At 47.6% G+C, this 24,027-nt stretch carries 18 protein-coding genes; 8 read left to right on the top strand and 10 right to left on the bottom strand.

Annotated features, from left to right (window positions below):
• Nucleotides 1-205: 205 nt before the first annotated feature.
• The 7 genes from FS818_RS16295 to FS818_RS16270 all read right to left on the bottom strand — a co-directional run bounded on the left by FS818_RS16295 (nt 206) and on the right by FS818_RS16270 (nt 7,831).
• A complete protein-coding gene (locus FS818_RS16295) occupies nt 206-1,186 on the bottom strand; it encodes a glycoside hydrolase family 43 protein (RefSeq protein ID WP_145333194.1) in 981 nt (326 codons plus the stop codon).
• 419 nt (nt 1,187-1,605) lie between these two features.
• The gene (locus FS818_RS28825; RefSeq protein WP_186375510.1) at nt 1,606-1,782 is read right to left on the bottom strand and encodes a hypothetical protein; all 177 of its coding nucleotides are present in this window, start codon (nt 1,780-1,782) and stop codon (nt 1,606-1,608) included.
• 51 nt (nt 1,783-1,833) lie between these two features.
• A complete protein-coding gene (locus FS818_RS16290; RefSeq protein ID WP_145333493.1) occupies nt 1,834-3,249 on the bottom strand; it encodes an arabinan endo-1,5-alpha-L-arabinosidase in 1,416 nt (471 codons plus the stop codon).
• A gap of 182 nt (nt 3,250-3,431) precedes the next feature.
• Nucleotides 3,432-4,274, bottom strand: a complete 843-nt coding sequence (locus tag FS818_RS16285) for a carbohydrate ABC transporter permease (RefSeq protein WP_145333193.1) — start codon at nt 4,272-4,274, stop codon at nt 3,432-3,434.
• A gap of 27 nt (nt 4,275-4,301) precedes the next feature.
• Nucleotides 4,302-5,192, bottom strand: a complete 891-nt coding sequence (locus FS818_RS16280) for a carbohydrate ABC transporter permease (protein ID WP_090918396.1) — start codon at nt 5,190-5,192, stop codon at nt 4,302-4,304.
• A 241-nt stretch (nt 5,193-5,433) separates the two neighbouring features.
• On the bottom strand, nt 5,434-6,780 hold the full coding sequence (locus tag FS818_RS16275) for an ABC transporter substrate-binding protein (protein ID WP_145333192.1): 1,347 nt from the start codon (nt 6,778-6,780) through the stop codon (nt 5,434-5,436).
• Between the two features lie 139 nt (nt 6,781-6,919).
• A complete protein-coding gene (locus FS818_RS16270) occupies nt 6,920-7,831 on the bottom strand; it encodes an arabinan endo-1,5-alpha-L-arabinosidase AbnA (protein ID WP_145333492.1) in 912 nt (303 codons plus the stop codon).
• Nucleotides 7,832-8,380: 549 nt separating this feature from the next.
• Here FS818_RS16270 and FS818_RS16265 point away from each other — a divergent pair.
• From FS818_RS16265 to FS818_RS16250, 4 genes are all read left to right on the top strand, one after another.
• Nucleotides 8,381-9,298: an ArsR/SmtB family transcription factor gene (locus FS818_RS16265; protein ID WP_090918400.1), complete on the top strand. Its 918-nt coding sequence runs from the start codon at nt 8,381-8,383 to the stop codon at nt 9,296-9,298.
• Between the two features lie 193 nt (nt 9,299-9,491).
• Complete coding sequence (locus FS818_RS16260; protein ID WP_145333491.1) at nt 9,492-10,415, top strand: helix-turn-helix transcriptional regulator; 924 nt, start codon at nt 9,492-9,494, stop codon at nt 10,413-10,415.
• 145 nt (nt 10,416-10,560) lie between these two features.
• Nucleotides 10,561-11,073 carry a DinB family protein gene (locus FS818_RS16255; RefSeq protein ID WP_145333191.1) on the top strand — a complete coding sequence of 171 codons (513 nt, stop codon included), beginning with the start codon at nt 10,561-10,563 and terminating at the stop codon, nt 11,071-11,073.
• A gap of 122 nt (nt 11,074-11,195) precedes the next feature.
• Nucleotides 11,196-11,777, top strand: a complete 582-nt coding sequence (locus tag FS818_RS16250) for a YdeI/OmpD-associated family protein (protein ID WP_260989890.1) — start codon at nt 11,196-11,198, stop codon at nt 11,775-11,777.
• An 890-nt stretch (nt 11,778-12,667) separates the two neighbouring features.
• Here FS818_RS16250 and FS818_RS16245 read toward each other — a convergent pair.
• On the bottom strand, nt 12,668-13,591 hold the full coding sequence (locus FS818_RS16245) for an S-layer homology domain-containing protein (RefSeq protein ID WP_145333190.1): 924 nt from the start codon (nt 13,589-13,591) through the stop codon (nt 12,668-12,670).
• Between the two features lie 419 nt (nt 13,592-14,010).
• On the opposite strand from FS818_RS16245, the gene FS818_RS16240 reads away from it, so the two are divergent.
• From FS818_RS16240 to FS818_RS16230, 3 genes are all read left to right on the top strand, one after another.
• Entirely contained in the window at nt 14,011-15,753 is a 1,743-nt protein-coding gene (locus tag FS818_RS16240; protein WP_145333189.1) for an ABC transporter ATP-binding protein, read from the top strand.
• 157 nt (nt 15,754-15,910) lie between these two features.
• On the top strand, nt 15,911-17,656 hold the full coding sequence (locus FS818_RS16235; protein WP_260989901.1) for an ABC transporter ATP-binding protein: 1,746 nt from the start codon (nt 15,911-15,913) through the stop codon (nt 17,654-17,656).
• 169 nt (nt 17,657-17,825) lie between these two features.
• Nucleotides 17,826-18,332: a hypothetical protein gene (locus FS818_RS16230; protein WP_145333187.1), complete on the top strand. Its 507-nt coding sequence runs from the start codon at nt 17,826-17,828 to the stop codon at nt 18,330-18,332.
• Between the two features lie 63 nt (nt 18,333-18,395).
• Here the strand turns inward: FS818_RS16230 and FS818_RS16225 are convergent, their stop codons facing one another.
• Nucleotides 18,396-18,830 (bottom strand): Lrp/AsnC family transcriptional regulator, encoded by a 435-nt coding sequence (locus tag FS818_RS16225; protein ID WP_145333186.1) that lies wholly within the window; start codon nt 18,828-18,830, stop codon nt 18,396-18,398.
• A 131-nt stretch (nt 18,831-18,961) separates the two neighbouring features.
• On the opposite strand from FS818_RS16225, the gene FS818_RS16220 reads away from it, so the two are divergent.
• Nucleotides 18,962-19,714, top strand: coding sequence for an MBL fold metallo-hydrolase (locus tag FS818_RS16220; protein ID WP_145333185.1), 753 nt, complete (start codon nt 18,962-18,964; stop codon nt 19,712-19,714).
• Nucleotides 19,715-19,878: 164 nt separating this feature from the next.
• Here FS818_RS16220 and FS818_RS16215 read toward each other — a convergent pair whose 3' ends face one another.
• Entirely contained in the window at nt 19,879-23,481 is a 3,603-nt protein-coding gene (locus FS818_RS16215; protein WP_145333184.1) for an S-layer homology domain-containing protein, read from the bottom strand.
• Nucleotides 23,482-24,027 lie beyond the last annotated feature (546 nt).

Genomic DNA, 24,027 nt, shown 5'->3' with positions numbered 1-24,027 from the left:
TCATTTTTTCGATGTAATGGTATACGCTTCTGCCTCTCTTCGGTTGCTTTCTCGGTCGAAATTTCTTAATTAGCCTTCAGCTCCTAATCCTTATTAACCTTTCTTGAATCGATTGTCTTAAATCATACATATCAAAAAAGAGCCTTTTATTAGCATGCTCTGCTAACCAAAGACTCTCATCACTTATACTTTATCCAATACGTTATTACTTCACCTCTGCGACAACTTGCCCATCGGGAACAGGAATGCCGAAATTCGGTGTTCCATCTTCATTCCAATGAATCACCTGAGCGCGGGCATGGCGGTTCGGATCGTATAGCGGATCTCCCTCTATCTCTTTGTAGTTGCGTGCATGATAGATCAGAATGTCGGTTTTGCCATCTGGTGAAATGGTAAAGCTGTTATGTCCCGGACCATATTGTCCATTCTTTTCACAAGTCTGGAATACCGGTTCCGGTGATTTCTCCCAGCTTGCCGGATCAAGCAGATCAGCATCTTCATCGGCCGTAAGTAGCCCCATGCAGTAGTGATGATTGGTTGCACTGGCTGAGTAGCTGATAAACAGACGACCATTCCGATGCAACACGGCTGCGCCTTCGTTTACTTTAAAGCCGATAATCTCCCAGTCATATTCAGGTGTCGTGATCATGACCTGTTCTCCGCGCAGCGTCCATGGATTTTCCATTTCACAAATATAGAGGTTTGAATTGCCGTCAATGCCCGGATCTTTCTGGGCCCATACCAGATAACGAATGCCTCTGTGTTCAAAGGTCGTGGCATCTAGAGCAAAACTCTCCCATTTGGTTCGAATTTGCCCTTTCTCCTCCCACGTTCCTTCAAGCGGATTAGCGGAATCGTTCTCAAGTACATACATGCGGTGATCGAATAGTCCCTCGTTCGTTTCACTCGTATGTGCCGCCGCATAGTATATGTACCATTTGCCATCAATAAAATGAATCTCCGGTGCCCAGATGTTTGCGCTCATTGGCCCAGTCTCACGCTTCGTCCAAGCGGTTACGGGTTCGGCATCTCTCAAGCTTTCCAGCATCGTTGCTCGCCGAATTTCAATTCGGTCAAAGGCTGGTACGGAAGCAGAAAAATAATAGTACCCGTCTGTATGACGGTACACCCAAGGATCAGCGCGCTGCTCCAGCATGGGATTGGTAAATGTAATGGAATTGGTCATGGGAATGAACCCCTTTCATATATGTGGTTATGGCTTGAATCTATGACGTGCTCAGTGTGCTTGCAAAAACATGGAGAGCAGGGTTGGAGGGGCACAGCGGACGTTCGCGGGCGGCAGGGCCTTGGCGCTCTCCTTGCCCTCCGATTTCTTCCTTCACCGCTCCCAGCGGTGGAAATCGGATGGCAAACTCGCACTCGCGGTTCCTTCCTCCCTCTCACTGCTGGTGCCCCTCTGCACTGCTTGCTCGCGATGTTTTCGCTCGCTGACACACATCGAGCTTCGAGCCTTTAGGTTGGCTCGATAGCTTGTGGCGTTGACCGCTTTGCCGGGTCAACTCTCCCCGTGGCCGTGCTCAGGCACAGCGGGCGTTCGCGGGCGGCAGGGCCTTGCTGCTCTCCTTGCCCTCCGATTTCTTCCATTCACCGCTCCGGCAGTGGAAATCGGATGGCAAACTCGCACGCGCGGCTCCTTCCTCCCCTCTCACTGCTGGTGCCCTTGGCGCCAAGCGCTCGTGCGGCACTCTCGCTCACTGGCTTGCGCCACATGTGATGTGCTTGCGCTGTTCTCGCCAGCGCACGTTGCCTGAGTCTAGGCACGGACGATATCATGTCCGTGCCCCTCGCTGACCACCCTCCGGGGGCAGCGGTCTACTTCTCAGCTGCGCTGATTTGTTTGCCCCAGACCGCGATGCCGCGGTCATTCAGGCCGGTCACCACCAGCGCAGGCTGGCTTCGCTCCCAATCCCAGGATGGGAGCAGCTTCAGCTCTTCCGTGGAAGCACCGCCCCATGGGCTTTCCTTCCACGTCAGCGTTAACGTTTGTTTGCCATCAAACGTCCAGGTGCCTGAACCGTTCTCGCTTTCGATTTTGCCTTTGCTCGTAAGCGTATATGGCACTGCCTGTTCTTGCCCGTTCACAGACGGATCAAGCGTCATGCCTTCCCACGTTCCGGCAATCATCGATTTGGGAATGTCTTGTGCCGTCTCTCCGGCATAACGTTCTGGCGACACGACAGGCCAGCCATCCTTGGTCCACAGCATTTTGCGAACATGCAGATACGGCCAGTTTTTATCGGTCTCGCCCCGCGCATGGTGCACGATGTAATAATCGTCGCCATCCTTCAGTACGGAATTATGTCCGGGAGCAACCCAACCCTCTCCCTCGGAGAATCGGTATCCTCCCAGAATTTTGGTGCCAATCTCATACTGCGGCAGATGCTCCGTATCCAACATTTTATTACCGTTCACATCTGTATAAGGCCCTGTGATGGAGTCGGCGCGAGCTACCCGCACGTTATAGTCTTCGAACAGAGAATCATAAGACACGAACAGGTAATATTTTTGAAACTCGGGATTATACACAATATATGGCCCCTCGACTGCGCCCTCTTCGGTGGCACGATCTCTTGCGGCGATGCGCGTACCATATCCTTCTTCCTTAAACTTGCCCGTGTCCGGGTCAAGCGGTGCAATATAGATCCCGTCGAAAAATGAACCATATACCATCCACGGGTTGCCTACGGCATCGAGCACCGGATTGGCATCAATGGCATTCAGTCCGTCTTTTTCCTGACCAGCCGTCTTCACAACCAGTCCTTCATCCTTCCACGGCCCTTCGGGAGACTTGGAGGTTTGCAACCCGATGGCGGACTGCGTGCTGCCAAAGCTCGAAGCCGAATAATACAGTCGGTACGTGTCCCCTGCTTTCATAATATCCGGTGCCCACAGGTTCGTCGCTCCTGTCCAATCGAGTGCTTCCTTGGGGATACCTGGCAAAGCCTGCCCGACCCATTTCCAGTTGATCAAATCATCTGACTTACGGACCATTACGCCTGGTTTCGGCTCCCCTGCTACTCGAACGTCTGTGGAATAGACATAGTAGCCCTGGTCTGTTTTGATAATCGCAGGATCGTGTGCATTGTTAACCGTCCACTTGGATTCATCATCCAGAATCGTAAGATCATACATTTTGGTATCCTGCGGAGCTTCCGGAAACACCGGAGGTTTCGCCGTGTCCCCGCCATCTGCGCAGCCTACCGTACCTAGAAGCATCAGTAACATCAATACCATAACTCCCTTCCTTGCCCTATGTCGCCCCTTTAGCCCCGTCCAATATTTATCGTATTTCCGGTCTTTGCATTCTTTCATTTCATTCAACTCTTCTTTTCGTCCTTTTTTCCCCTCCGCTCCCTTCCACTCTTCCCGTCTCTCCGGTTTTTTCCATACTCTCCATCCTCTCATGCCGATCACCCCTTGACCCCCGAGATCGCAACCGACTCGATAATCTGCTTCTGGAAGATCAGGAAGATGATCAGAACCGGTAGCAGAGCCACAATCGACGCCGCCATAATGAGCGGATAATCTGTTTGAATCGCATAGGTCGCGTTAAAGTTGGCTATGACAAGTTGTAGCGTTTGCTTTTCAGGTGAATTCAGATAAATAATCGGTGCCAGATAATCGTTCCAGATGCCCATAAACCAGAGGATCAGCTGCGCAGCCACGGCTGGTTTGATCAGTGGAAACGTAATGCTGGAATACAACCGGAAGTAAGAGCTTCCGTCGATCTTCGCCGCTTCGATGATTGCATCCGGTACACTAAGCAGATATTGCCGCAGGAAAAAGATCATAATCACATTCCCGAATAGTCCCGGTACAATCAACGGTAGCAAAGTGTCCACCCAGCCCAGCTTGGAGAACATAATAAATTGCGGAATCATCACCGTCGGATATGGAATCATCATCGAAGCCAGCAAGGCGAGAAATAGTTTGTTCTTATGTGGAAATCTTAACTTGGCAAAAGCAAATGCCGCAAGACTTGACGTAAATGTCCCAACTACTGTCACACTAAGCGCTACAATGAGACTGTTTTTAATCCCGCTGAGCAGCGGTCCTGCCTCCCAGATCTCTTGATATTTATCGAACCGAAACACTTCCGGAATCCACACCGGAGGAAGCGCGAATACATCCTGTTTCTCCTTGAGCGAGGTGGACAGCATCCAGAGCAAAGGCGCAATCATCGCAATTGCGCCGATGGACAGAACGATAAATATAATAGAATTGGTTACTTTCCTTCTTTGACTATAAGACATCTTCCGTTCCACTCCTTTCCTCGCCCATTAATCCCCGTCGTAGGCTGATCTTTCGTTAAGTTTGAATTGGATAAGCGTAATCACAAAGATGAAGATACCCAGAATCATCGCCATCGCAGAAGCGTAACCCATCTGCAGGTTGCTAAAGGCCTTCTGCCAGATATAAAAGACGATTGAAGCCGATGCATATTCCGGCCCACCTGTCGGTGTCATGATATTCATCTCGGTAAAAATTTGAGAACCACCGATGATATTTGTCACCACGAGGAAAAAGGTTACGGGCTTCACCATCGGCCAGGTGATATTGCGGAAAATCTGAAATCCATTCGCGCCATCCAGCTCGGCGGCTTCGTAATAGGTACGGGATACACTTTGCAGTGCCGCCAGATATAAGAGCATCGTATAACCCAGACCTTTCCAGACCGTCATGATAATCAGTGCGGGTTTTACGGTATCTTTGTTTGCCAGCCAGTTCGGGCCTTTGATACCAAACAGATCGAGGAACTGGTTCACCAGACCATAGTCTCCGTTGTACGCCCAGTTCCACATGATGGATACCGCCGCCAAGGAAGAGATAACCGGTATGTAGTAGATCACGCGAAAGGTGGTTGTACCCGGAATTTTACGATTCAATCCCATCGCCAGCAAGAGCGCCAGCAACAGACCAATCGGGATGCCGAGCATCAGGTAAAACGTATTAAACATCGCCTTGTAAAATAGATCATCGGTTAACAAATCCTTGAAATTGGCAAGCCCGATAAAGTTCATCTGCCCCAGTCCGTCCCAATCGGTGAACGAACCATAGAGGGAATAGAGGAACGGAAACAATACAAAGATCACAAGCCCCAAAACGGGGGGCAAAATAAACAAGTATCCATACATCATCTCTTTGCGATACAAACTCGATTTCGTATTCACGTGTTCACCCCTGTTTCTAAGATCAGCATGTGGCATACATCGATTGGCCTTTTTGAATCATGGCTTCTGCTCTGTTCCGGTCAATACATGCCACATGCTCGTATGGAATCTGGCGATAAAATTAAACAAACCGTTTACATCGTTCACTCCGTTACAACATGTAAAAATTAGCTCAATTTAGTATCTTCTAAAAAACAAATGCCAGCAGCATCGGTTCAGGCTGCTGGCATCCCTTGTCTCTCTATTTATTCTGTGATTTCTTCTCCTGCTCCACCGCTTTATCCAGCAGTTTCTGCATCTTCGGTTGTTGTTGCTTCACATAGTCAGCGGCAGTCATCTTGCCATCAAGTACCGGCTGAATGTCGGTGAAGAACATGTCGTACCACTCCGCGTTGTACGTATAGTTACCTGGCAACGCACGTCCATAGTCTTTTACGATATCGATGAATTCCTGTTTGTTTTCCGGTTTGGTAGAGGTGTCTTTCGCCCACTCATCTGCCATATCAAGCAAATTCGGAATTTGCACCTTCGCGTCTACCAGTTGTTTCATGCCATCTTTTGACGCAGTAAGGTAGTTTACCAATGCAGCAGATTCTTCCGGGTGTTTGGTTTTGGCAGATACTCCGATCCCGAGGGAGCCGATCCATGTCGCTGGTTTGCCTGTGGATCCAGCCGGGAAAGGCAACAGATCATAATCGAATGGAAGCTTTTCAAATGTACTCATATCCCACGGACCTACAGGGAAGAACGCCATCTCGCCCTTCATCCAGCGCTGATACGTATCAAGCGTTTGTGCCTCCTCAATGGAAGGAGTGATCTTGTACTTGTTCTGCATATCCGCGAAGAATTGCAGCGCTTCAGCAAATTTTGGATCATCGATGGTGACTTTCGTTTTGCTCTCGTCCAGCCAGTCAGCCCCGTTGCTCCATACAAAAGCTTGCAGTGCCCACTGTACGTTAAAACCTGTGCCGAATACGTCCGGTTTACCATCTCCGTTCGTATCCTTCGTTGCTTGCTGGTTTACCTTAATGAACTCTTCCCAAGTATACGGCTTGTCCTTGTCAGGGAACGGGATACCTTCTTTTTCAAAAAGGGTCTTGTTATAACCCAGTGCAAACGGCCCGACATCCTTAGGCATACCGTAAAGGTCGCCTTGCCCTGCCATCTTGCCATCGTAACGATACAAGTCAACGCCATACTTCCAGATATTATCCAGATTAATCTCTTTGTTTTTCTCAATATACGGAGTCAGATTCATGAGCACATTGCTGTTAACATAGGCCTTCATATCACCCGGTGTGAAATAAAATACGTCTGGCAAGCTATTGCCTGTAATCGCCGCTCGAAGCTTTGTCGCATATTGATCCGCAGCGGTAACGATAATTTTCACTTTGACGCCGGGATGTTCTTCTTCAAACTTCTTCACGACAGCCTGATACGCCTTCTGCTCATCCGTGCCGCCGCGGAACATAAACGTCAGTTCTTTTTCTCCGCTCGAACTTCCGCTTCCCCCTCCACAACCTGCAAGCACCAGTGCACTGACCAGCACTAGCAGCATAAACGTGACCCAACTCTTTCTCTTGACCATATGAACCCCTCCTGATCTGGACTTGTAAACGTATTCAATACCATGAATCAGCATTTCTGTTGTTAAATTTATCAAATCCAGATCCTTTTAGTCAATACTTTATTAAAACATTTTATATTTTCATAAAATAAAAATCATACTAATACGTCGGCCATCCGTTTCCGTCCCATAATAAATCATTAATCAGTAATTTCGGATTGCCATTATCCGTTGCGTCATAAGCATGGCGTACGATGAGATTGCCGTTAACCACGTCCTGCCCACCCGGTCCTTTCCATCTCACATTACCTGTATCCAAAATCGTGCCGCCACCGTTCATCATATTGACTCCGTTTTTATCGACGTAAGGGCCCGTAATGCTGGTGGAACGACCATAGACCATTTTGTAGGTACTGTTCACACCTTTACAGCAGGAATCAATAGAGGCAAACAAATAATAATATCCGTTGCGATATGTGATACTCGGTGCTTCGATTGCGCCTCCGTTATTCGGACGTGCTGCAATCGAGGATATGTTACCTGTCGGTTTCATCGTGTTTTTGTCCAGTTTTACAATTTTCAGACCGCTCCAGAACGATCCAAAGGCCAGCCATGGATTGCCTGAAGCATCAATAACCAGTTCCGGATCAATGGCGTTGTAGTTATTCGATGTATTGGATTGCAACACAAGCCCTTCATCTTTCCATTGCCCTGCGCCAACGCTATTTGCAGATGCCAAACCAATAGCCGATCTATTGGAACCAAAGGTCGAAATGGAATAATACAGCCATACTTTGCCGTTATAACGTTGTACATCCGGTGCCCATACATCCAGCTCTTTCTGTGCAGGAACAGCCGAATTCCACCAGGAGGGTTCACTCAGAAAAATCTGCGGCACACGATACCACGACGTTCCGTTATCGGATTTCAGCACCTGAATACCCGGACCCGTGGAAAAGGTGTACCAGGAATTGCCCTCTTTGATGATCGTCGGATCATGAACGGCGATATCTCCCGATAGATTCCAAAACGCGGCTAAAGCCCGAGACTGTCCTGCAAGCACTAGCACCATCACCAACAATGCAGGTAAAACCCAACGCCTTTTGGATGAAAACTTCGAGCTTTTCAAGCCACGCGAATGAACTGAATCCCTTGATTCGCCTGAGCCTGAGCCTGAGCCTGATGCCACTATCACCGTTTTAGAATCCTTCCATGTCTGCCACTCCAGCCGCTTCAACTTCTTCCACTCCAAACTCCTCAACTTCTTCCATGAACTGAACTTTTCCATACCGGAACGCCGCCTCTCCTGAATAAATGGTTGCTTTGGTTCATGAAGTATTAAATCAATTTAAGTATAATAGGATTATAAAAGCGGTTACATTACAATTCAATGGTATATTTCAAATATTTATGAATTAATTTAAGTTTTTATTTTAAGTATGTGGAGATAAAATCTCGTATGAGCTTTAATTATTTTACTGTATATATAGGGTATATCTCACTTTTCTCCGCTCTTTCTTTCGAGCATGTAATGATTTATAATTATCTGAAATAAAACAGTCAAATGTGCAAGAGTCTGTGTAAATAGGCTTTGTTCAGAACGGGGAAAGGACATCCACCTATGATTTATATTAAAGATCTGATGTCAGGTGTGAACATTTTCAAAGCACTCAGCTCCGAAATTCGCATTCAGATTATTGAGTTGCTGGCCAGAAACCAAAGTCTTAATCTCAACGACCTCGCAACCAAGCTCGGACTTAGTAACGGCGCGATCACAATGCATATCAAAAAACTGGAGGAAAGCGGATTAATTGAGATTAACACGGCGGTCGGCAAACACGGCATTCAGAAGATCTGTTATCTTAACGAGGAAAAGTTGATGGTTGACCTGCGTTCACAGGAGATCCACAACCGCTACGAGGTAGAAATCCAGGTTGGGCATTACAGTGATTATCAGGCAGCACCCACATGCGGTATTGCTACGAAAGACAGCATTATCGGGGAGTTTGATGACCCTCGCTATTTTGCCGACCCGCTTCGGATCGATGCCGAGATGATTTGGCTAGCGGAAGGATATCTGGAATACCGAATTCCCAACTACCTGAAGCCCAACCAGACGTTTAGCGAGATTCAGCTCTCCATGGAGCTCGGTTCAGAAGCCCCTGGATTCTGTGACAACTATCCGTCAGATATTTACTTCTACATCAATGGCAAAAAAATCGGACTCTGGACGAGTCCAGGAGATTTCGGCGATACACGCGGTACGTTTAATCCGGACTGGTGGCCTCCTCACCTGAATCAGTACGGTATGCTGAAGCTGATTCGCATTACGAAGGAAGGCAGCTATATCGACGGATGCAAAATCTCGGACGTTACCCTGGATGATATCGGGCTCGATTACAAAAGTGATATTCACTTCCGCATCGCTGTCACAGACGGCCCGGTCAACAAACGCGGCCTGACGATTTTCGGCAAAAACTTCGGCAATTATGGTCAAGGTCTGCTCGCACGGGTGCTTTATAACGTGCAGGAGGACTAGACAGGTTCTGGCTGGAGAGTTTGGTTGAAGATGCTCCTAATATTAGAAGAGTGCGAATCTGCACTCTTTTTTTAGTGATATACGCATTGCATTTCCGTTGAACTGATTAGTGAAGATGCATGCTAGTCCCTGCCTTGGCTGTGATATACTTATGGCCTGTATTGGAAAAGAAGTGATGACGGGTGGGGTTCTATTGAAACTGGAACGGTTAGTCTCGATCATATACAAGTTACTCAATCATGAGGTGTTGTCTGCCTCTACCCTTGCCGAGGAATATCAAGTATCGCCCAGAACGATCTATCGGGATATTGATGTCATCTGCGCAGCCGGATTTCCGGTTGTCTCGCATCAGGGAATGAATGGCGGATATGGCATTATGGATGGATATAAAATGGATAAAAGCTTGCTCGGCTCCTATGATGTGGATGCGCTGATTACAGTGCTCACCAGCCTCTCTACCGTATTTAACGATGTGCGTGCACAGAGTACAATCGAACGTTTGCAGACAATTGGAGACCAGCATGAGAGAGCAAGCTTAACCGTAGACCTGAATACGTACCGAACTGAGCCTGACTCGCTTTCGCATCTTCGTGCAGGAATCATGCAACATCATGTCGTTCAGTTTGATTACATTAATTCCAAAAATGAGCGCACGACCCGAGAAATCGAACCTGTTCGATTGCAGTTTAAATACCGTAGCTGGTATGTTTATGGATATTGTCGTATCCGGCGGGATTATCGGGAATTCAGACTTTCACGGATGTTAAACGTGCATCTGACCAACCGTCATTTCGAACCGCCTGCTCTCCCCACGGAAGAGCCGTCCGCTATTTTCCCTGTCGCAAAGGAAAACATGACAGATGTGGTATTTCGCGTATACCCGGATGCACTCGCGGAAGCACTCGATCATTTTCAGCAGGCAGACAAACAATTTCATGAGGACGGCAGTATGACGATGCGCGTTCAGGTTCATAAACCGCTCCAAGCCCCGTGGTTATGGTCGTTTTTGCTGAGTTTGGGAAGTGGCGCAGAGGTTTTGGAACCTGTAGCACTGAGGGATGTTCTGGAGACGCAACTACGAAATGCACTGAAACGTTACGACAAACACAATCGTTGAATCCACATAATGGGAGTCTTGTGAAGTGAAAGAAGAAGTATGACACGCTGTTGTCATACTTCTTTTTTTATACTTATTTCAGCAACAAGGAAGGGATCTACTATGACCATCCCACCATTCGCTAAAATAAAGGAGACGATATTTCATGAATCACCTAGAAGAAATGTATCATTATCATGTTTGGGCTTCGCAGATCATTATGCAACGCATTCAGGAGTTGCCAGCTTCTGTGCTGCATCAGGAAGTGAACAGTTCTTTTCCTACCCTCGCCCATGCGCTCAGTCATATGTATGCTGTGGATCAGATGTGGTACCTGGTGCTAACCCGAACCAGCATGCCTGAAGCTTTACAAATCTGCATGCCGCGTAACGGGGAAACGTTTGCCACAATAGAAAAATATTTCGAACGTTATGCCGAACTATCCAATCAATACCTGGATTGGTTCAGTCAGCATAAGGATCTGGAGCAGGCGCTTCTGCTCGACAATCCCTTTGCTGGCGTGCGTCAAACCCGTTTCGCGGAAATCGTCTTACATCTGGTGAATCACGGAACCTATCACCGGGGCAATATATCCACCATGTTGCGTCAGCTCGGACATGCTTCTGTCATGAATGACTATTCCAGGTTCTGGTATGAGGACTCCAATACTGCGAAGTAATTCTCTAATGCTTGAAATCCATTGTGCCTGATAAGAGGTCTTGGATATGGTGCAGCATGAAGGTCTTAAATATCCTGTAATATGAAGGTGTTAGATACAACGCAACATGAAAGGTCTTGGATATGATGCCACCTGCTCCACTCGAAAAAACACTCACCTTTACATCCAGAGAAGAGTTAAGACAATGGTTACAGGAACACGGAACTACAGAGTCCTGCTGCTGGGTTCCTGTGAGTATGAAGCCGCGCCCGGATACCCTTTTATATCTGGATGCTGTTGAAGAAGCATTGTGCTTTGGCTGGATTGATGGCGTCAAAAAGAAAACTTCCGATGGCCTGTTATTACAAAGGTTATCTCCCCGTAGTCGCAAAAGCTCATGGACAGAGCTCAATAAGGAGCGCGTGCGCCGATTAGAAAGGCTGGGTCTGATGCAAGATGGGGGTAGAAAAGTGCTGCCCAACATGAATCCAGATGCTTTTGTTGTCGATGCCGAGATTGAACAGAGGTTAACTGCGGACAGACAAGTGTATGATCATTTCACAGCTTTCCCTCTCCTCTATAAACGCGTACGAATCGACACAATCCAGAGTGTGAAACGGCAGCCCGATCTCTTTCAAAGCCGACTTGATAAGTTCATCCAACATACGAAGGCCAATCGACTGTATGGTCAGTGGCATGATAATGGAAGGTTGTTACAGGATTAAAACGTGTGTATGACTTGTTAGACTGTTGGTTGGATAACACCGTGCACCATCTAGACTCAGACCCACTGGCCTATAAAGCATACTGTCACTGGTATAGTAAACAGGATCTTCCGCTAGGGAAGATCTTGTTTCTCTGTCCCAGTTCTCTGATGTATTCGCTCTACTTTTGTTGTTTTCTGCTTCTGATGCATTTATTTTTACTAGTGTATGCCCGCCTCAGATGTATTTTTTCTTCTGCTCTACTTTTTCTGCTTTTATGAAACTTCCTACTTCAGAATATTAGTGTCCTACTTATTCTATATCTGTTATGCTCTGTTCCCTTTCTTAACAGTCATGCTTAATTCATTCACCGTGCTGTGCTACTTCGGCTAACGATCACAGGAGACGCTAATTAGCCGTTTTTCGCCTGAATGAAATTCTAACGATCACCAGAAAGCTTATTTTTCGATTTCCGGCCTGTTTCCCGGCATATTCGGCCAGATCCACTGAAATAGCGTCTCTGAGGATCGTTAGATTTTAAGACACCTCATTTTCGCCAAAATAAGCTCTGTGGTGATCGTTAGCGCTTCAAGCTCACTCATCACTCAGGCTCTCCACGCACAAAAAAAAAGGCCAGCCAGTAACTACTGGCTAACCTGATCATACGAAAACCACCTGCCCAAACTTTTCCCCTCGGTTGGATAACTAACCAGATCACTTGACTGGTAACTGGCTAGCACCCCTCTATAGAGAATATGGTTAGTTAGAGGTTTTCTGGTTTTCTGGTTTTCTGGTTTTCTGGTTTTCTGGTTTTCTGGTTTTCTGGTTTTCTTGGTTCTGGGTTCACTTCAAGTTGGCTCGATCATCCCTAGCAGGCAGCAGGTGAGGTGATCTCCCTTCCTTACGCGGATTTACTTGCCGGAAGGCTGCGCTTCAGCAGTGTACCCTGTCGGAATTTCGGCTTCTGCCGTTACTTTGGTAATCACCATTGGATACATCATATCCGGATCAGGTTGCACGATGGAGTATTTGACAATAGCGTGTTTATCCTTCTCCAGCTTCACTTCATCAATTTTCAATCCGTAACCCGGATGCGGCATTTCAGCAGTCAGGGTTACTTTACTTGTTTTGTCATCCACTTTGCTGATCGTTACCGCAGGCACGATGGCTTGCTGACCTTCACCGGGATTCGTTGGAGCCGGTTCGGTTGAACCGTCATCACTATGCTGAGCCACAAACTCAAGGGCATTGAAAATCATGCTTGCTGCCTCCATACGGGTAAGCGACTGATCCGGGCGGAAGTTTCCGTCCTTGTCCAGTTCAATGATGTTCATGTTCAGCAAGTTCTGGACCGCAGATATGGCGTCCTTACTTAATTTTTTTTCATCCTTCACTTCATTATACTTCATGATTACCGGATAATTACCGGTCGTGTTAATTCCCTCATGCAGCAAAACAACAAATTGTTCACGCGTCATCTTGCCTTGCGGATTCACTTCTACCGGAACGGAAAGGCCATTCTGAGTTGCCGCTTGCACAGCATCCGCATACCAGGTATCTGGGCTGATTTTGTTCTGCGCGGAAGCTTCCGCATATGCATTTTTCAAACCAAATGCTTTAACAATTAACTGAATTCCCTGCGGTTCGGACAAAGCAACATCTGGTCGGAACAGATCCGCCGTTACTCCATTTACAATCCCCTTCGATTTCAAGGTATCTACAACCGTCTTCTGGCCCTCATCCTTAATGTCGGAAAATGCAAATACCGAAGCACCTCCTGCTGTCAGAGAAACGCATAGCGCAAGTGTAGCAGCCAATCCTTTTTTATGTTTCATTTCCTGGCACCTCCATTATGATTAGTACATCCTGTTTTTCATCTTTTCATCCCTACAGACGGGACATCTTCGTAAAATGTTTCAGTTCTTTTCGCATTTGGTGAATAATACTTCATAACCATGCATATGATTTGCGGTGCAACGACAACGTATTTTATGCTGTCATCTCACCCTGGAAAACCTCGTTTGCACGGTTCTGACAGAGGAAATACGGTATACATTCAAGGGTTTACTTCCCTCTCTTCATACCAGGCAGCGTGCATTGACAACGACTCATATTAGCGCGAAAATATAAATAGAACGATTCATCGGTTGACGGATAAATAACAAACAAGTTCGCATAAAGTAAGAGGGCATGACACGCTACGATAAGGTGTCTGCCCTTTTCTTGACTTCGTAACAAAGGAGAAACCACACCTATGTCCAAAAAAGGTTTGCTGCGCGGTTATGTGTTATCCAACTGGCCTATCTATCTCCTGGCTGTTCTTTTGATTATTGCGTCCAATGTCGGTCAGGCCTCCCTGCCCCGTATTCTGGGCAACTTTACGGATCAACTCCTACAAAACACACTCCAGATGCAGACGGTGATCCGTTACAGCTTATCGCTACTTGCGATTGCAATTGCATACAACCTGCTGTTTGGTACCGGCCAGTTCATGATTATGAAGCTGGGCCGGCGATTTGAATTTATAACGCGCGAGCGGATATTCCGCAAGTTTTCCGAGCTTAGCGAGCACTATTTTTCCAAACAGGGCAACGGCAAGCTGCTCAGCTATTTTATGAATGATGTCACGTCCGTCCGGGAAGCCATATCCAACGGGGTTACGATGATGACTAATGCTGCCTTTCTATTATTGTCCTGTGTAGTAATGATGCTGCTTAGCGGCATTCCGCTGACACTGATCCTGATCAGCATTGTACCTCTGCTCGCCATTCCATTCCTGGTTGTGTTCTTCGGCCCACGGATTCGAAAGCGCTCCCGTGATGTGCAAGAGGCGCTCGCCACAATGACGGAGTCTGCGGAGGAGCAGCTTGGCGGGATTCGCGTGATCAAAACATTTGCCATCGAGGATAACGCTCGTTCACGTTTTGGCGCAACCGTGGATGATATCAAACATAAACAGCTACGGTTAGTTCGCCTATCTTCCCTTTTTCAGGCCACACTTCCATTGCTCGGTGCAACGTCTCTCGTAATTTCGCTGCTGGTTGGCGGCATTCTGACAATGCAAAACTCCATTACGTTAGGTAGCTTTGTCGCTCTGACCTTGTATCTGCGAATCATCATGGGTCCACTTCAGCAGATTGGTAACGTGATTAATACGATGCAACGTTCAGGAGCCTCGCTCGAAAGAGTGAATGATCTTCTCCGTGAAGAACCCGATGTACAGGAAATCCCTGAGGCAGAAACACTGGAAAACATGCAGGAAATTAAGATCAACGATTTGACGTTCCATTATCCAGGCAGCTCATCGCCCGCGCTAAAACATATCCAGCTCCAGATTCATGCGGGGCGTACGGTTGGCATTGTCGGTAAAACAGGTTCAGGCAAAAGCACACTGGTCAAGTTGCTGCTCCGTACATACGAGCCGCCAGAAGGCAGCATTTTCATCAATGGCACAGACATTCGGGAACTGTCACTGGACAGTCTCAGGTCTCAAATTGCTTTCGTCCCACAGGACGGCTTCTTATTCAGCACCACCATACGGGACAACATTGCATTCAGCAACCGTGAAGCACCTATGGGAGACGTAGAAGACAGCGCCAAACAAGCGATGATCTATGAAAATATTGTGCGTTTCCCTGATCGTTTCGATACCTTGCTGGGTGAACGTGGACTTACACTGTCTGGCGGACAGCGGCAACGTACCAGTCTCGCTCGCGGATTGATCAAGCAGGCTCAAATCCTGATTTTGGATGACAGTATGAGTGCAGTAGATGCCGTTACCGAAACAGGCATCCTCCGCAGTCTGCGTAAGATCGGCAAAGGCAAAACCACCTTGATCATCTCTCACCGTATCAGTGCAGTCCGTCATGCGGATGTCATTCTTGTGCTGGATGAAGGGCAGATTGTTGAACAAGGAACGCATGCGGATTTGATGGCTGCCAGAGGGCTATATGCGGCGACCTATCGCTTGCAGGAGGAGGGATTACATCATGTCTGATACGGATGAAAATCCTAAACACACTAACCATAATTCTAAGAACCATAATTCTAAACGTACCGATCATTCGGACAATAGCAGTCATTCCGACAACTCAGCCGTAAAATCGGAGGCCTCCACCAAGGATCATCACAGCAAACGTGCTTCATTTAAAGAAATGATGGGCTATGCCAAACCGCATCGTTGGGCATTCGCCGGCATATTCTTCTGCTCCCTGCTCGGCATATCCGCCGACTTGTTGCAGCCTTATCTCGTGAAAATCGCTATCGATGACCATCTGGCCGTAGGTCAAACCAGCACCTTGTTTCTCGTTAAACTCGCCGCCGTTTTTCTGGGGCTGGCTGTAATCAGTTTTATTTTCACCTATATACAAAATAATCTCTTGCAACATGTCGGTCAGAGCATCGTCTCCCGCATTCGCAAGGATTTGTTCAGACATATCTCCAAAATGTCCATGTCCTTCTTCGACCGCTTCCATATCGGCAGTCTGGTGACCAATGTGTCCAGTGATACGGAGACGATCAGCAGCTTCTTCACCCAGGTATTGCTCAGTCTGATCCGGGATGGCATGATGCTGGTGCTCATTATCTTTTTCATGTTTCAGCTCGATCCCATGCTCGCCAGTTATTCACTCATCATACTTCCGGTCATCGCTGTCGTGGCTGCCCTGTTCCGCCGCAGACTGCGGAGCGCCTATCAAAACGCGCGCACACGCCTTTCCCGTCTAATCGCGTTTACGGCGGAAAACCTGTCGGGCATGTTCCTGATTCAGGCGTTCCACCAGGAAGACGAGCAAAAGAAACGCTTCAAAGAACAGAACGCCCTTCATCTGGAGGCAAACATTACACAGGCTCGTTCCAATGTTATTTTTAACCGGACGTTTGACATCCTTGGTAACGCGGCGCTGGTGATGATGGTGTGGCTGGGTGGTCGCGCCGTGCTTGGAGAGTCTTTGCAAGTCGGGGTGCTGTATGCGTTTATCAGCTACATTCGTCAGTTTTTTCAACCGATCAACCAGATTACAATGCAGTGGAATACCTTTCAATCGACCACGGTTTCGATGGATCGGATCTGGAACATTTTGAACACAAGGCCTGAAGTACATGACCCGTCCCCTGATCAAGCTTCTCCTCTGGAGTCACAACATGTGATGGGTCAGATTGACTTTAATGATGTATCCTTCGGTTACAAGGCGGATCGCCCTATTATTCAACATATGAATCTGCACCTGTACCCTGGGGAGATGGTCGGTATTGTGGGTACAACCGGAGCGGGCAAAAGCACACTGATCTCCCTGCTCAATCGGTTCTATGACGTCAATCAGGGCAATATCCAAATCGATGGCACCGACATTCGCCACATTCCGCAAGCCGCGCTCCACCGGATTGTGGGGCTGATTCAACAGGAGCCTTTCCTGTTCTCCGGTACCATTATTGATAACGTGAGAATGTTCAGGGAGGATATTACACGCGAGCAAGCGATAGAAGCATGCCGATTTGTTGGGGCAGATGGGATGATAAGTCGTTTGCCGCAAGGCTATGACACCCGTCTGTCCGAGCGCGGAAGCGGGTTATCCGCAGGGGAACGACAGCTGATCTCGTTTGCACGAATCGTTGTATTTCAGCCACGGATTCTAATTCTGGATGAAGCTACGGCCAATCTGGACTCACACACCGAACAACTTGTACAACATGCACTCGAGTCCGTATCTCAAGGCAGAACAACCATAGTGATTGCACATCGCCTGTCTACAGTCATGCATGCTGACCGGATTCTGGTCATGGAACAAGGGTCTATCGTCGAGGAAGGATCACATCAGGAACTGGTTGCGAGCCAAGGCGTTTATGCGGATCTGTACCAGCACGCACGGGAAGCAGGGCAGCAACCCAGCAAGTCGGGGTAATGTGTCTCGAAACTGCCAAGATTTAAATTCGATAATTGTTCAAAACTGTCCTACCTAAAGACCGCATGAACTCGTAAACTTGATATAGGAGTGACAGGTCAAACCGGCCGCTCTGCTCGTGCAGGCGGCATTTTTACATATAAATCGGTAAGAAAAGGAGATGACGATGATGTTGCCTGCAACTTCTGAGGAACACCATCAGGGGGAAATTCGCTATCGTCGCATCACAGCGATCTGGAAAGGAAGCCTATGTTTCCTGTTTCTCGCCTTATGTGTACTGCTCTTATGGGTTATCGTTGCCGGGCAGACCGAGAGTGTGGAAAAAATCTATTACCCTATGGCTGCCATACTCGGCATGTGGATGGTGGGGCCGTTTTTCTTTATGTTTTGGACCCGTTCCATGCAGCGCGTGGCGATCCTCGTCTCATGGGATGAACACTCTCTCCATGCGGGTCAGCGCGATATTCCATGGAACCAGATTCGCAAGATTGAGCTCGCTACCCCAGCACGAAGCAAATGGCAATTATCCGCATCCCCCATGTACGCCTTGTATCTGAAGGACGGCACTCGAGTTCACATTCATACGGACCATTTGTTTGGAAAAAAAGAGCTACAGTCCTCCTTGGCTACTCTCCAAAAGACGTTACGTGAACATCAAGGGCCTGATCTGGATTAAACTTGTCCAAGTCAGGCTCATGTAGCCACCCTTGTCATGAAGCAGGGCCGATGTGCCGGGAGTTCAGGACGGTGATTTCTCCACTCCAATGGATAAACTTACCCTATAATTACCTAGCGGCAGCAGCGCTTCCAGCAGTTCACCGAGTTGCTCCGTTGTTCCTGTCTGCACCTGCATCAGGTAACATCCCTCCCCGCTTACCCGGTGGACTTCAACAATGTCCTCGCGCCCTGCCACAAACGCACGAAAGGCAGCATGTTTATCGCCAGAGTTCAGAAATACCGTGACAAATGCCTTCAAGCCAAGGCCGAGGCGGTCCGGGTTCCATTTTACCGTATACCCTTCAATAACCCCCAGGTCCTGCAACTTGCGAACTCTCGCCCCAACCGCTTGTCCTGTCAGATGCACTTCCTCTCCAATCTCCTTGTTCGAACGCTTCGCATCCCGGATCAGAATCTGTAAAATGCGTACATCTGTAGCGTCTATCATTTCGTTCATAGGTACTCAGCATTCCTTTCACCTTGAAAATAGTCGGGCCGATATGCATTCAGCAGGTTATGTACGACGTGAATCGGGTTGTATAACATATAAGATAATACTAAGAGAGAACCCGAAGGAGTGCAAATCAAATGAAAATCCAATTGATTCGACATGCCACCCTGTGGCTGGAATACGGTGGTCTAAAGATTCTGGTTGACCCCATGCTAATGGATGCCGAGAGCATGCCCGCTTTTCCCAACACACCCAATGAGCTGCGAAATCCTGGAATCCCTCTTCCCGAGGTTGAAACGGATTATCTCAAACCCGATCTGCTAATTGTGACGCATACCCATCCCGACCATTGGGATGAAGCAGCCGCACATCAACTGCAAAAAGATATCCCATTGCTGTGTCAGCCGGGGGACGAGCCTATTTTCATACAAGCGGGATTTACGGATGTAACGCCTGTTGACGTGAAGCATGAGCATCATTCGGTGCGATTCTCGCGTACATCCGGTCAGCACGGTACAGGGGAGATTGGCAAACGTATGGGTAAGGTATCCGGTTTTGTGCTTGAAGCGGATGAAGAACCGGTCACCTATATTGCCGGAGATACGATCTGGTGTGATGAGCCCGCGGCAGCGATCAAGCAATATCAACCAGAGGTCATTGTACTCAATGCCGGGGGTGCACGCTTCTTGCAGGGTGATCCCATCACGATGGATGGACCCGACGTTGTTGCCGTGAAACACGCCGCACCTTCCGCTCACCTCATCGCCGTTCACATGGATGTCATCAACCACTGTATGACAACACGTGCTGATCTAGCCGCTTATCTGGCAAAAGAGCAGTTGGAAGATAGTGTACTCCTTCCGTTGGACGGAGAAAGCTTCGAGTTTTGAATCATAGGTGTAAGCGAAGGGACAGTGTTTGAAGAGAGTATGTTTGAATAAAAGACCGCATCCCCTATCGTTAGGGTGATGCGGTCTTTTACGATAACTTTAGCTCTAAAATAATTAAGTTAAGTTAAGTCAAGTCAATTTAATTACCCTAGCTTACATGCTGCTCAAATCAGATTAGCTTTGGCAAGCAAGCGTGCTACCATCTGAGCCACCTCGGCGCGGGTAACGAATGCATCAGGTGCCAATTCGGTTCTGCCTCGACCCGTGATCACACCTGCTTCAATCATCTGCGCTGCACTCTTGACCGCCCAGGAGGATACGCCTTGTTCAAGCCCATGATCCGCAAGAATCTGTTGGGCCTGTGCCTCTGATATCGTTGCGGATGGTGTTGCCAGTTCCAATGCTCTGGCTAATATAACCATAGCTTCTTCCCGGGTCATATTACGATCAGGTTTAAAGCTTCCATTTGCATAACCGTTAACCAGATTATACTCATGGGCGCTACCAATCGCAGCTGAATACCACGCTTTCTGAGGTACGTCAGAGAACATATTATTCACGGCTGTTGGTGCAATTCCCAGCGCTCGTGTAATGATCGTGGCAAACTCGGCGCGGGTCATCTGCCGATTCGGACTATAGTTTCCATCTCCCGTTCCCTCAATGATCATTCTGGAACCCATATCATTTACGGTGTTCTGTGCCCAGTGTCCAACCATATCCTTGAATTGAACGGGATTCAGAATCAGGGCATACGTGCTGTTGCTCAGACTGTTGATTACCGCTACATAGCGTCCGTCTCTGAGCGAAATACGAGTAGGTACGTGCCGTACGGTTCCGTCCGGGTTAACAACTACACCTGTAGTAATACCGGAATTGGTTTTACCATTTTCAAGAGTGATCGTTCGCTCGACATACGTGTTAAATTGATGGATATCTACGGATTGATCGCCGTACACACCCCTCACTGCAAATTCAACGGGTGCACCTTCAAGTGTAAATTGATTTTGTTGCACAGCGCGATTTACAGCATCATTTGCCGCCTTAGCAGGTTTGCCTATCTCCACTTGTACCTTCATGTTCTGCAAGGCAGTTCCCTCGCCAAAACCTTTGGCAAGTGAATCAAGTGAAATCTGGCTGACAGGAAGGCTGTACGTTGCAAAATCCGTCTGTAATTTCAGAACCGCGCGGGATGCTTGCATCTCTTGAATCATGGAGCTGTCCAGTTCACCAACCAATACGTCTGCCCCAGAAGGCACCAGAATGGTAACCACAGCACCTGAACCTTCGGTAGCCAACTTCTGTTTTAATTTTTCTGGATCCATGCTAACCTTGCTTACAATGTGATCATCTTTGGTCGATTGAGTTAAGAAACCGATCTGTTCGGATACACCATTAACCAAAACATTGATGCCTTGATTGATGCCCGGCTGTGGCGTCGATGATGTACCACCGGTCGTTACCCCACCTGAACCAGAGCTGTTGTCTGAACCACCTCCGCTTGAAGGCAACGCAGGAATAACGGTGTTTGAAGGAGTAGATGCTAGACTGCTACCTACTACATTAATCGCTTTAACCGCAAACGTATAACTTATGCCATTGGTCAGACCTGTTATGATCATTGGGCTTGAAGTTCCTTTTACCTGAATATTACCTGGGGAAGCTGTCACTTCATATTCGGTGATCGGACTGCCCCCATCCTCACGTGGAACATCAAAGGTGATCGTCGCCTGACCATTGCCTGCGGTTGCTTTTACATTCCTTGGCGCACGAGGAACGGTAGGAATCTTCAACCAAGGTGTTGCTTCACTAACCACACCATTTATACGCTGCACTACGTAATACTCGCCGCCTGCTGGCAGATTGTCAAATCGCATTTTGCCGTCGGACTGCAGTTCAGGCGCACTGGAAACCAGGGTACCGTTCGTTAAGTATAAGCTGACCGTCGCTCCATCATAAACCTGATCAACATCCAGATATCCGATACCTACACTCCCTACAGGTTTCCGCAATTGAACACCGACAAAAACGGAATTATCACTTTCTTCACCGTCTATGGTTTGTGTTACATAGTACTCTCTATTATCAGGTATTACATTTTCAAAACGATATGTGCTTCCTGTAACAGGTTCGGAGGTAGCTTTCAATATGCCGTTGCCCTCTACCAGATAGAGCTTCAAGACAGCTCCTGTTGTGAATCCGCTTACGTCAATATATTCTGTTCCTGTTACTACTGTCGGACTGCCAGGCTTGGAGATGGAAAGTTCGACGTTGCTGGTGGATTCACTTATTACACCGTTGATCTGCTGTACAGCATAATATGCGGTTCGTTTCTCCAACCCTGTAAAGATTACATTTTCTGACTGTCCTGTGCTTGTTGTCTTTGATGAAACCAGCCCCCCAGTAGTCCATTTGTATAAAGAAACGGTTGCTCCTGGATATACATTGCTGACCGTGACCGAACTGGAATCAGCGCTGGCTTGAGGTTTTCGCAAAATGGAATTTACGAATTCGGAATTCGTACTTGCCTCTCCGTTAACCGTCTGAGTAATGTAGTATCCTCCCCCGGATTGAGGCTCAACGAACTGAAACAGGTATGGGCTCTGTGTTACAGGAATCGACGTGGCTACATGGGAGCCATTCGATGCGCGGTACAGTTTCAGGATCGCTCCGGATGTTAAACCGCTGACCTCAATGCTTTCCTCCTTGCCTTCAGCTACAGGTTGCCCGGGAATATTTGGTGATACGTAAACGACATCAGAATCCCTGACAACTTCATTGATCGTTTGCTTCGCAAAGTAGTAGGAACGACTGTTCAGATTAGGAAAAATAATTGTTCCATTCTGCTGATCAGGTGTGTCAGAAAATAAAGTTCCATCCTGATTGTGTAACGTAACGACTGCGTCTGGATAAATGTTGCTGACTTTGATTGAATTAGCATCCACAATGACTTGCGGTTTTCGCAAAATGGAATTCGTAAAATCGGAATTTTCACTTTGGACATTGTTTAATGTTTGGGTTACATAATAGCCTTCCTTTTGAGGCACCACGGCCTTAAACGTATACGTAACATCCGTTACGGAAGGCGAAGTAGCTATCAATTCACCATCACTTACCTTATACAGCTTTAGAATGGCACCCGCATGAAAGTCGCTGACTACAATCTGTTCGGGTTCGGGTTCCAGTCCTGCTTGGGCTACAGGCCTTTTGGGAGTTACATTCACTTGGTTGGAACCTAGACTAACGACTTCATTGAATTTCTGATTAACATAGTAACCTGTTCCTGCCGTCACGTTTTTGAATAGCACCGTGTTAGGGGATTGTAATTCAGCGGTGATGCTAACAGGTGTCCCGTTGGATTCATACAGTTTCACTTCCGCTCCGGGGTAAACATTGCTAACCTTTACTTGCTCCACATCCCCTTCCGCTTGCGGAGTGCGGAGACTTGCATTAACAAAAGGTGAGCCATCACTTACTGCACCGTTTACCGTTTGTGTTACATAATACTCCCAACGATCAGGGACGACTTGCTCAAACAGGTATGTGTCTGAAACGGGTGGAGACGTAGCTACCAGTCCTCCGCCATTGACCCGGTAGAGCTTCAGTACAGCACCGGCTTCAAAGCCGGTAACCTCAATGCTTTCTACCTTAGAGGCAACTGTCGGTTGAGCCAGAGCGGCGAGTACCACAGGCACTCTCCCCCACATCGTCAGAACCAAACTTATAATCATGCAGATTGCTGTAACCCTCAAAACCAACCTTCGCTCCATAGCATCGCTCTCCCTTTTCACCTGTGTATACTCCGGGACGGTTTAACGCGGAACACCCCCGTATTGCCGATAACGTCTGGAATATACTGCTATACTATCACAGAAAATATAATATAGGTTGATATTTTTCGACTTTATTCGCTAAAAATTTCAACTTCTAAATTTACATTAGATAGACCTGATTTTCTGCAATCATCGATCATATGGCGTAACTTGCTCGCGGGTCTTTCTAACGATCACAGCAGACGCTATTCGGGCTGTTTTCGTCACTTTGAAATTCTAACGATCACAGCGGAGCCTATTTATGCAAATTGCCCACTTTGGCATGGAATTCCAACCCTTTTTACTGAAATAACGTCTCTCACGATCGTTAGAATTAAAATGTGGCGTTAAATGCCGAAATAAGGTTTCCTGTGATCGTTAGCGCAGTTGGACAGCGAAAAGGAACTCTACTCGGGAACTCTACTCGGGAACTCTACTCGGGAACTCTACTCGGGAACTCTACTCGGGAACTCTACTCGGGAACTCTACTCGGGAACTCTAATC

It is taken from the genome of Paenibacillus xylanexedens, assembly GCF_007680605.1.
GTDB classification, from domain to species: Bacteria; Bacillota; Bacilli; order Paenibacillales; family Paenibacillaceae; genus Paenibacillus; species Paenibacillus xylanexedens_B.
The sequence above is the reverse complement of the archived record's forward strand: the minus strand, read 5'-3'. Positions and strand labels throughout refer to the sequence as shown.

Bases quoted from the DNA above. Each gene is read 5' to 3' on its own strand.
- FS818_RS16295 (WP_145333194.1), bottom strand. From the start codon at position 1,186: ATGACCAATTCCATTACATTTACCAATCCCATGCTGGAGCAGCGCGCT.
- FS818_RS16285 (WP_145333193.1), bottom strand. From the start codon at position 4,274: ATGTCTTATAGTCAAAGAAGGAAAGTAACCAATTCTATTATATTTATC.
- FS818_RS16275 (WP_145333192.1), bottom strand. From the start codon at position 6,780: ATGGTCAAGAGAAAGAGTTGGGTCACGTTTATGCTGCTAGTGCTGGTC.
- FS818_RS16270 (WP_145333492.1), bottom strand. From the start codon at position 7,831: ATGGTGCTAGTGCTTGCAGGACAGTCTCGGGCTTTAGCCGCGTTTTGG.
- FS818_RS16265 (WP_090918400.1), top strand. From the start codon at position 8,381: ATGATTTATATTAAAGATCTGATGTCAGGTGTGAACATTTTCAAAGCA.
- FS818_RS16255 (WP_145333191.1), top strand. From the start codon at position 10,561: ATGAATCACCTAGAAGAAATGTATCATTATCATGTTTGGGCTTCGCAG.
- FS818_RS16250 (WP_260989890.1), top strand. From the start codon at position 11,196: ATGATGCCACCTGCTCCACTCGAAAAAACACTCACCTTTACATCCAGA.
- FS818_RS16245 (WP_145333190.1), bottom strand. From the start codon at position 13,591: ATGAAACATAAAAAAGGATTGGCTGCTACACTTGCGCTATGCGTTTCT.
- FS818_RS16240 (WP_145333189.1), top strand. From the start codon at position 14,011: ATGTCCAAAAAAGGTTTGCTGCGCGGTTATGTGTTATCCAACTGGCCT.
- FS818_RS16235 (WP_260989901.1), top strand. From the start codon at position 15,911: ATGATGGGCTATGCCAAACCGCATCGTTGGGCATTCGCCGGCATATTC.
- FS818_RS16230 (WP_145333187.1), top strand. From the start codon at position 17,826: ATGTTGCCTGCAACTTCTGAGGAACACCATCAGGGGGAAATTCGCTAT.
- FS818_RS16225 (WP_145333186.1), bottom strand. From the start codon at position 18,830: ATGAACGAAATGATAGACGCTACAGATGTACGCATTTTACAGATTCTG.
- FS818_RS16220 (WP_145333185.1), top strand. From the start codon at position 18,962: ATGAAAATCCAATTGATTCGACATGCCACCCTGTGGCTGGAATACGGT.
- FS818_RS16215 (WP_145333184.1), bottom strand. From the start codon at position 23,481: ATGGAGCGAAGGTTGGTTTTGAGGGTTACAGCAATCTGCATGATTATA.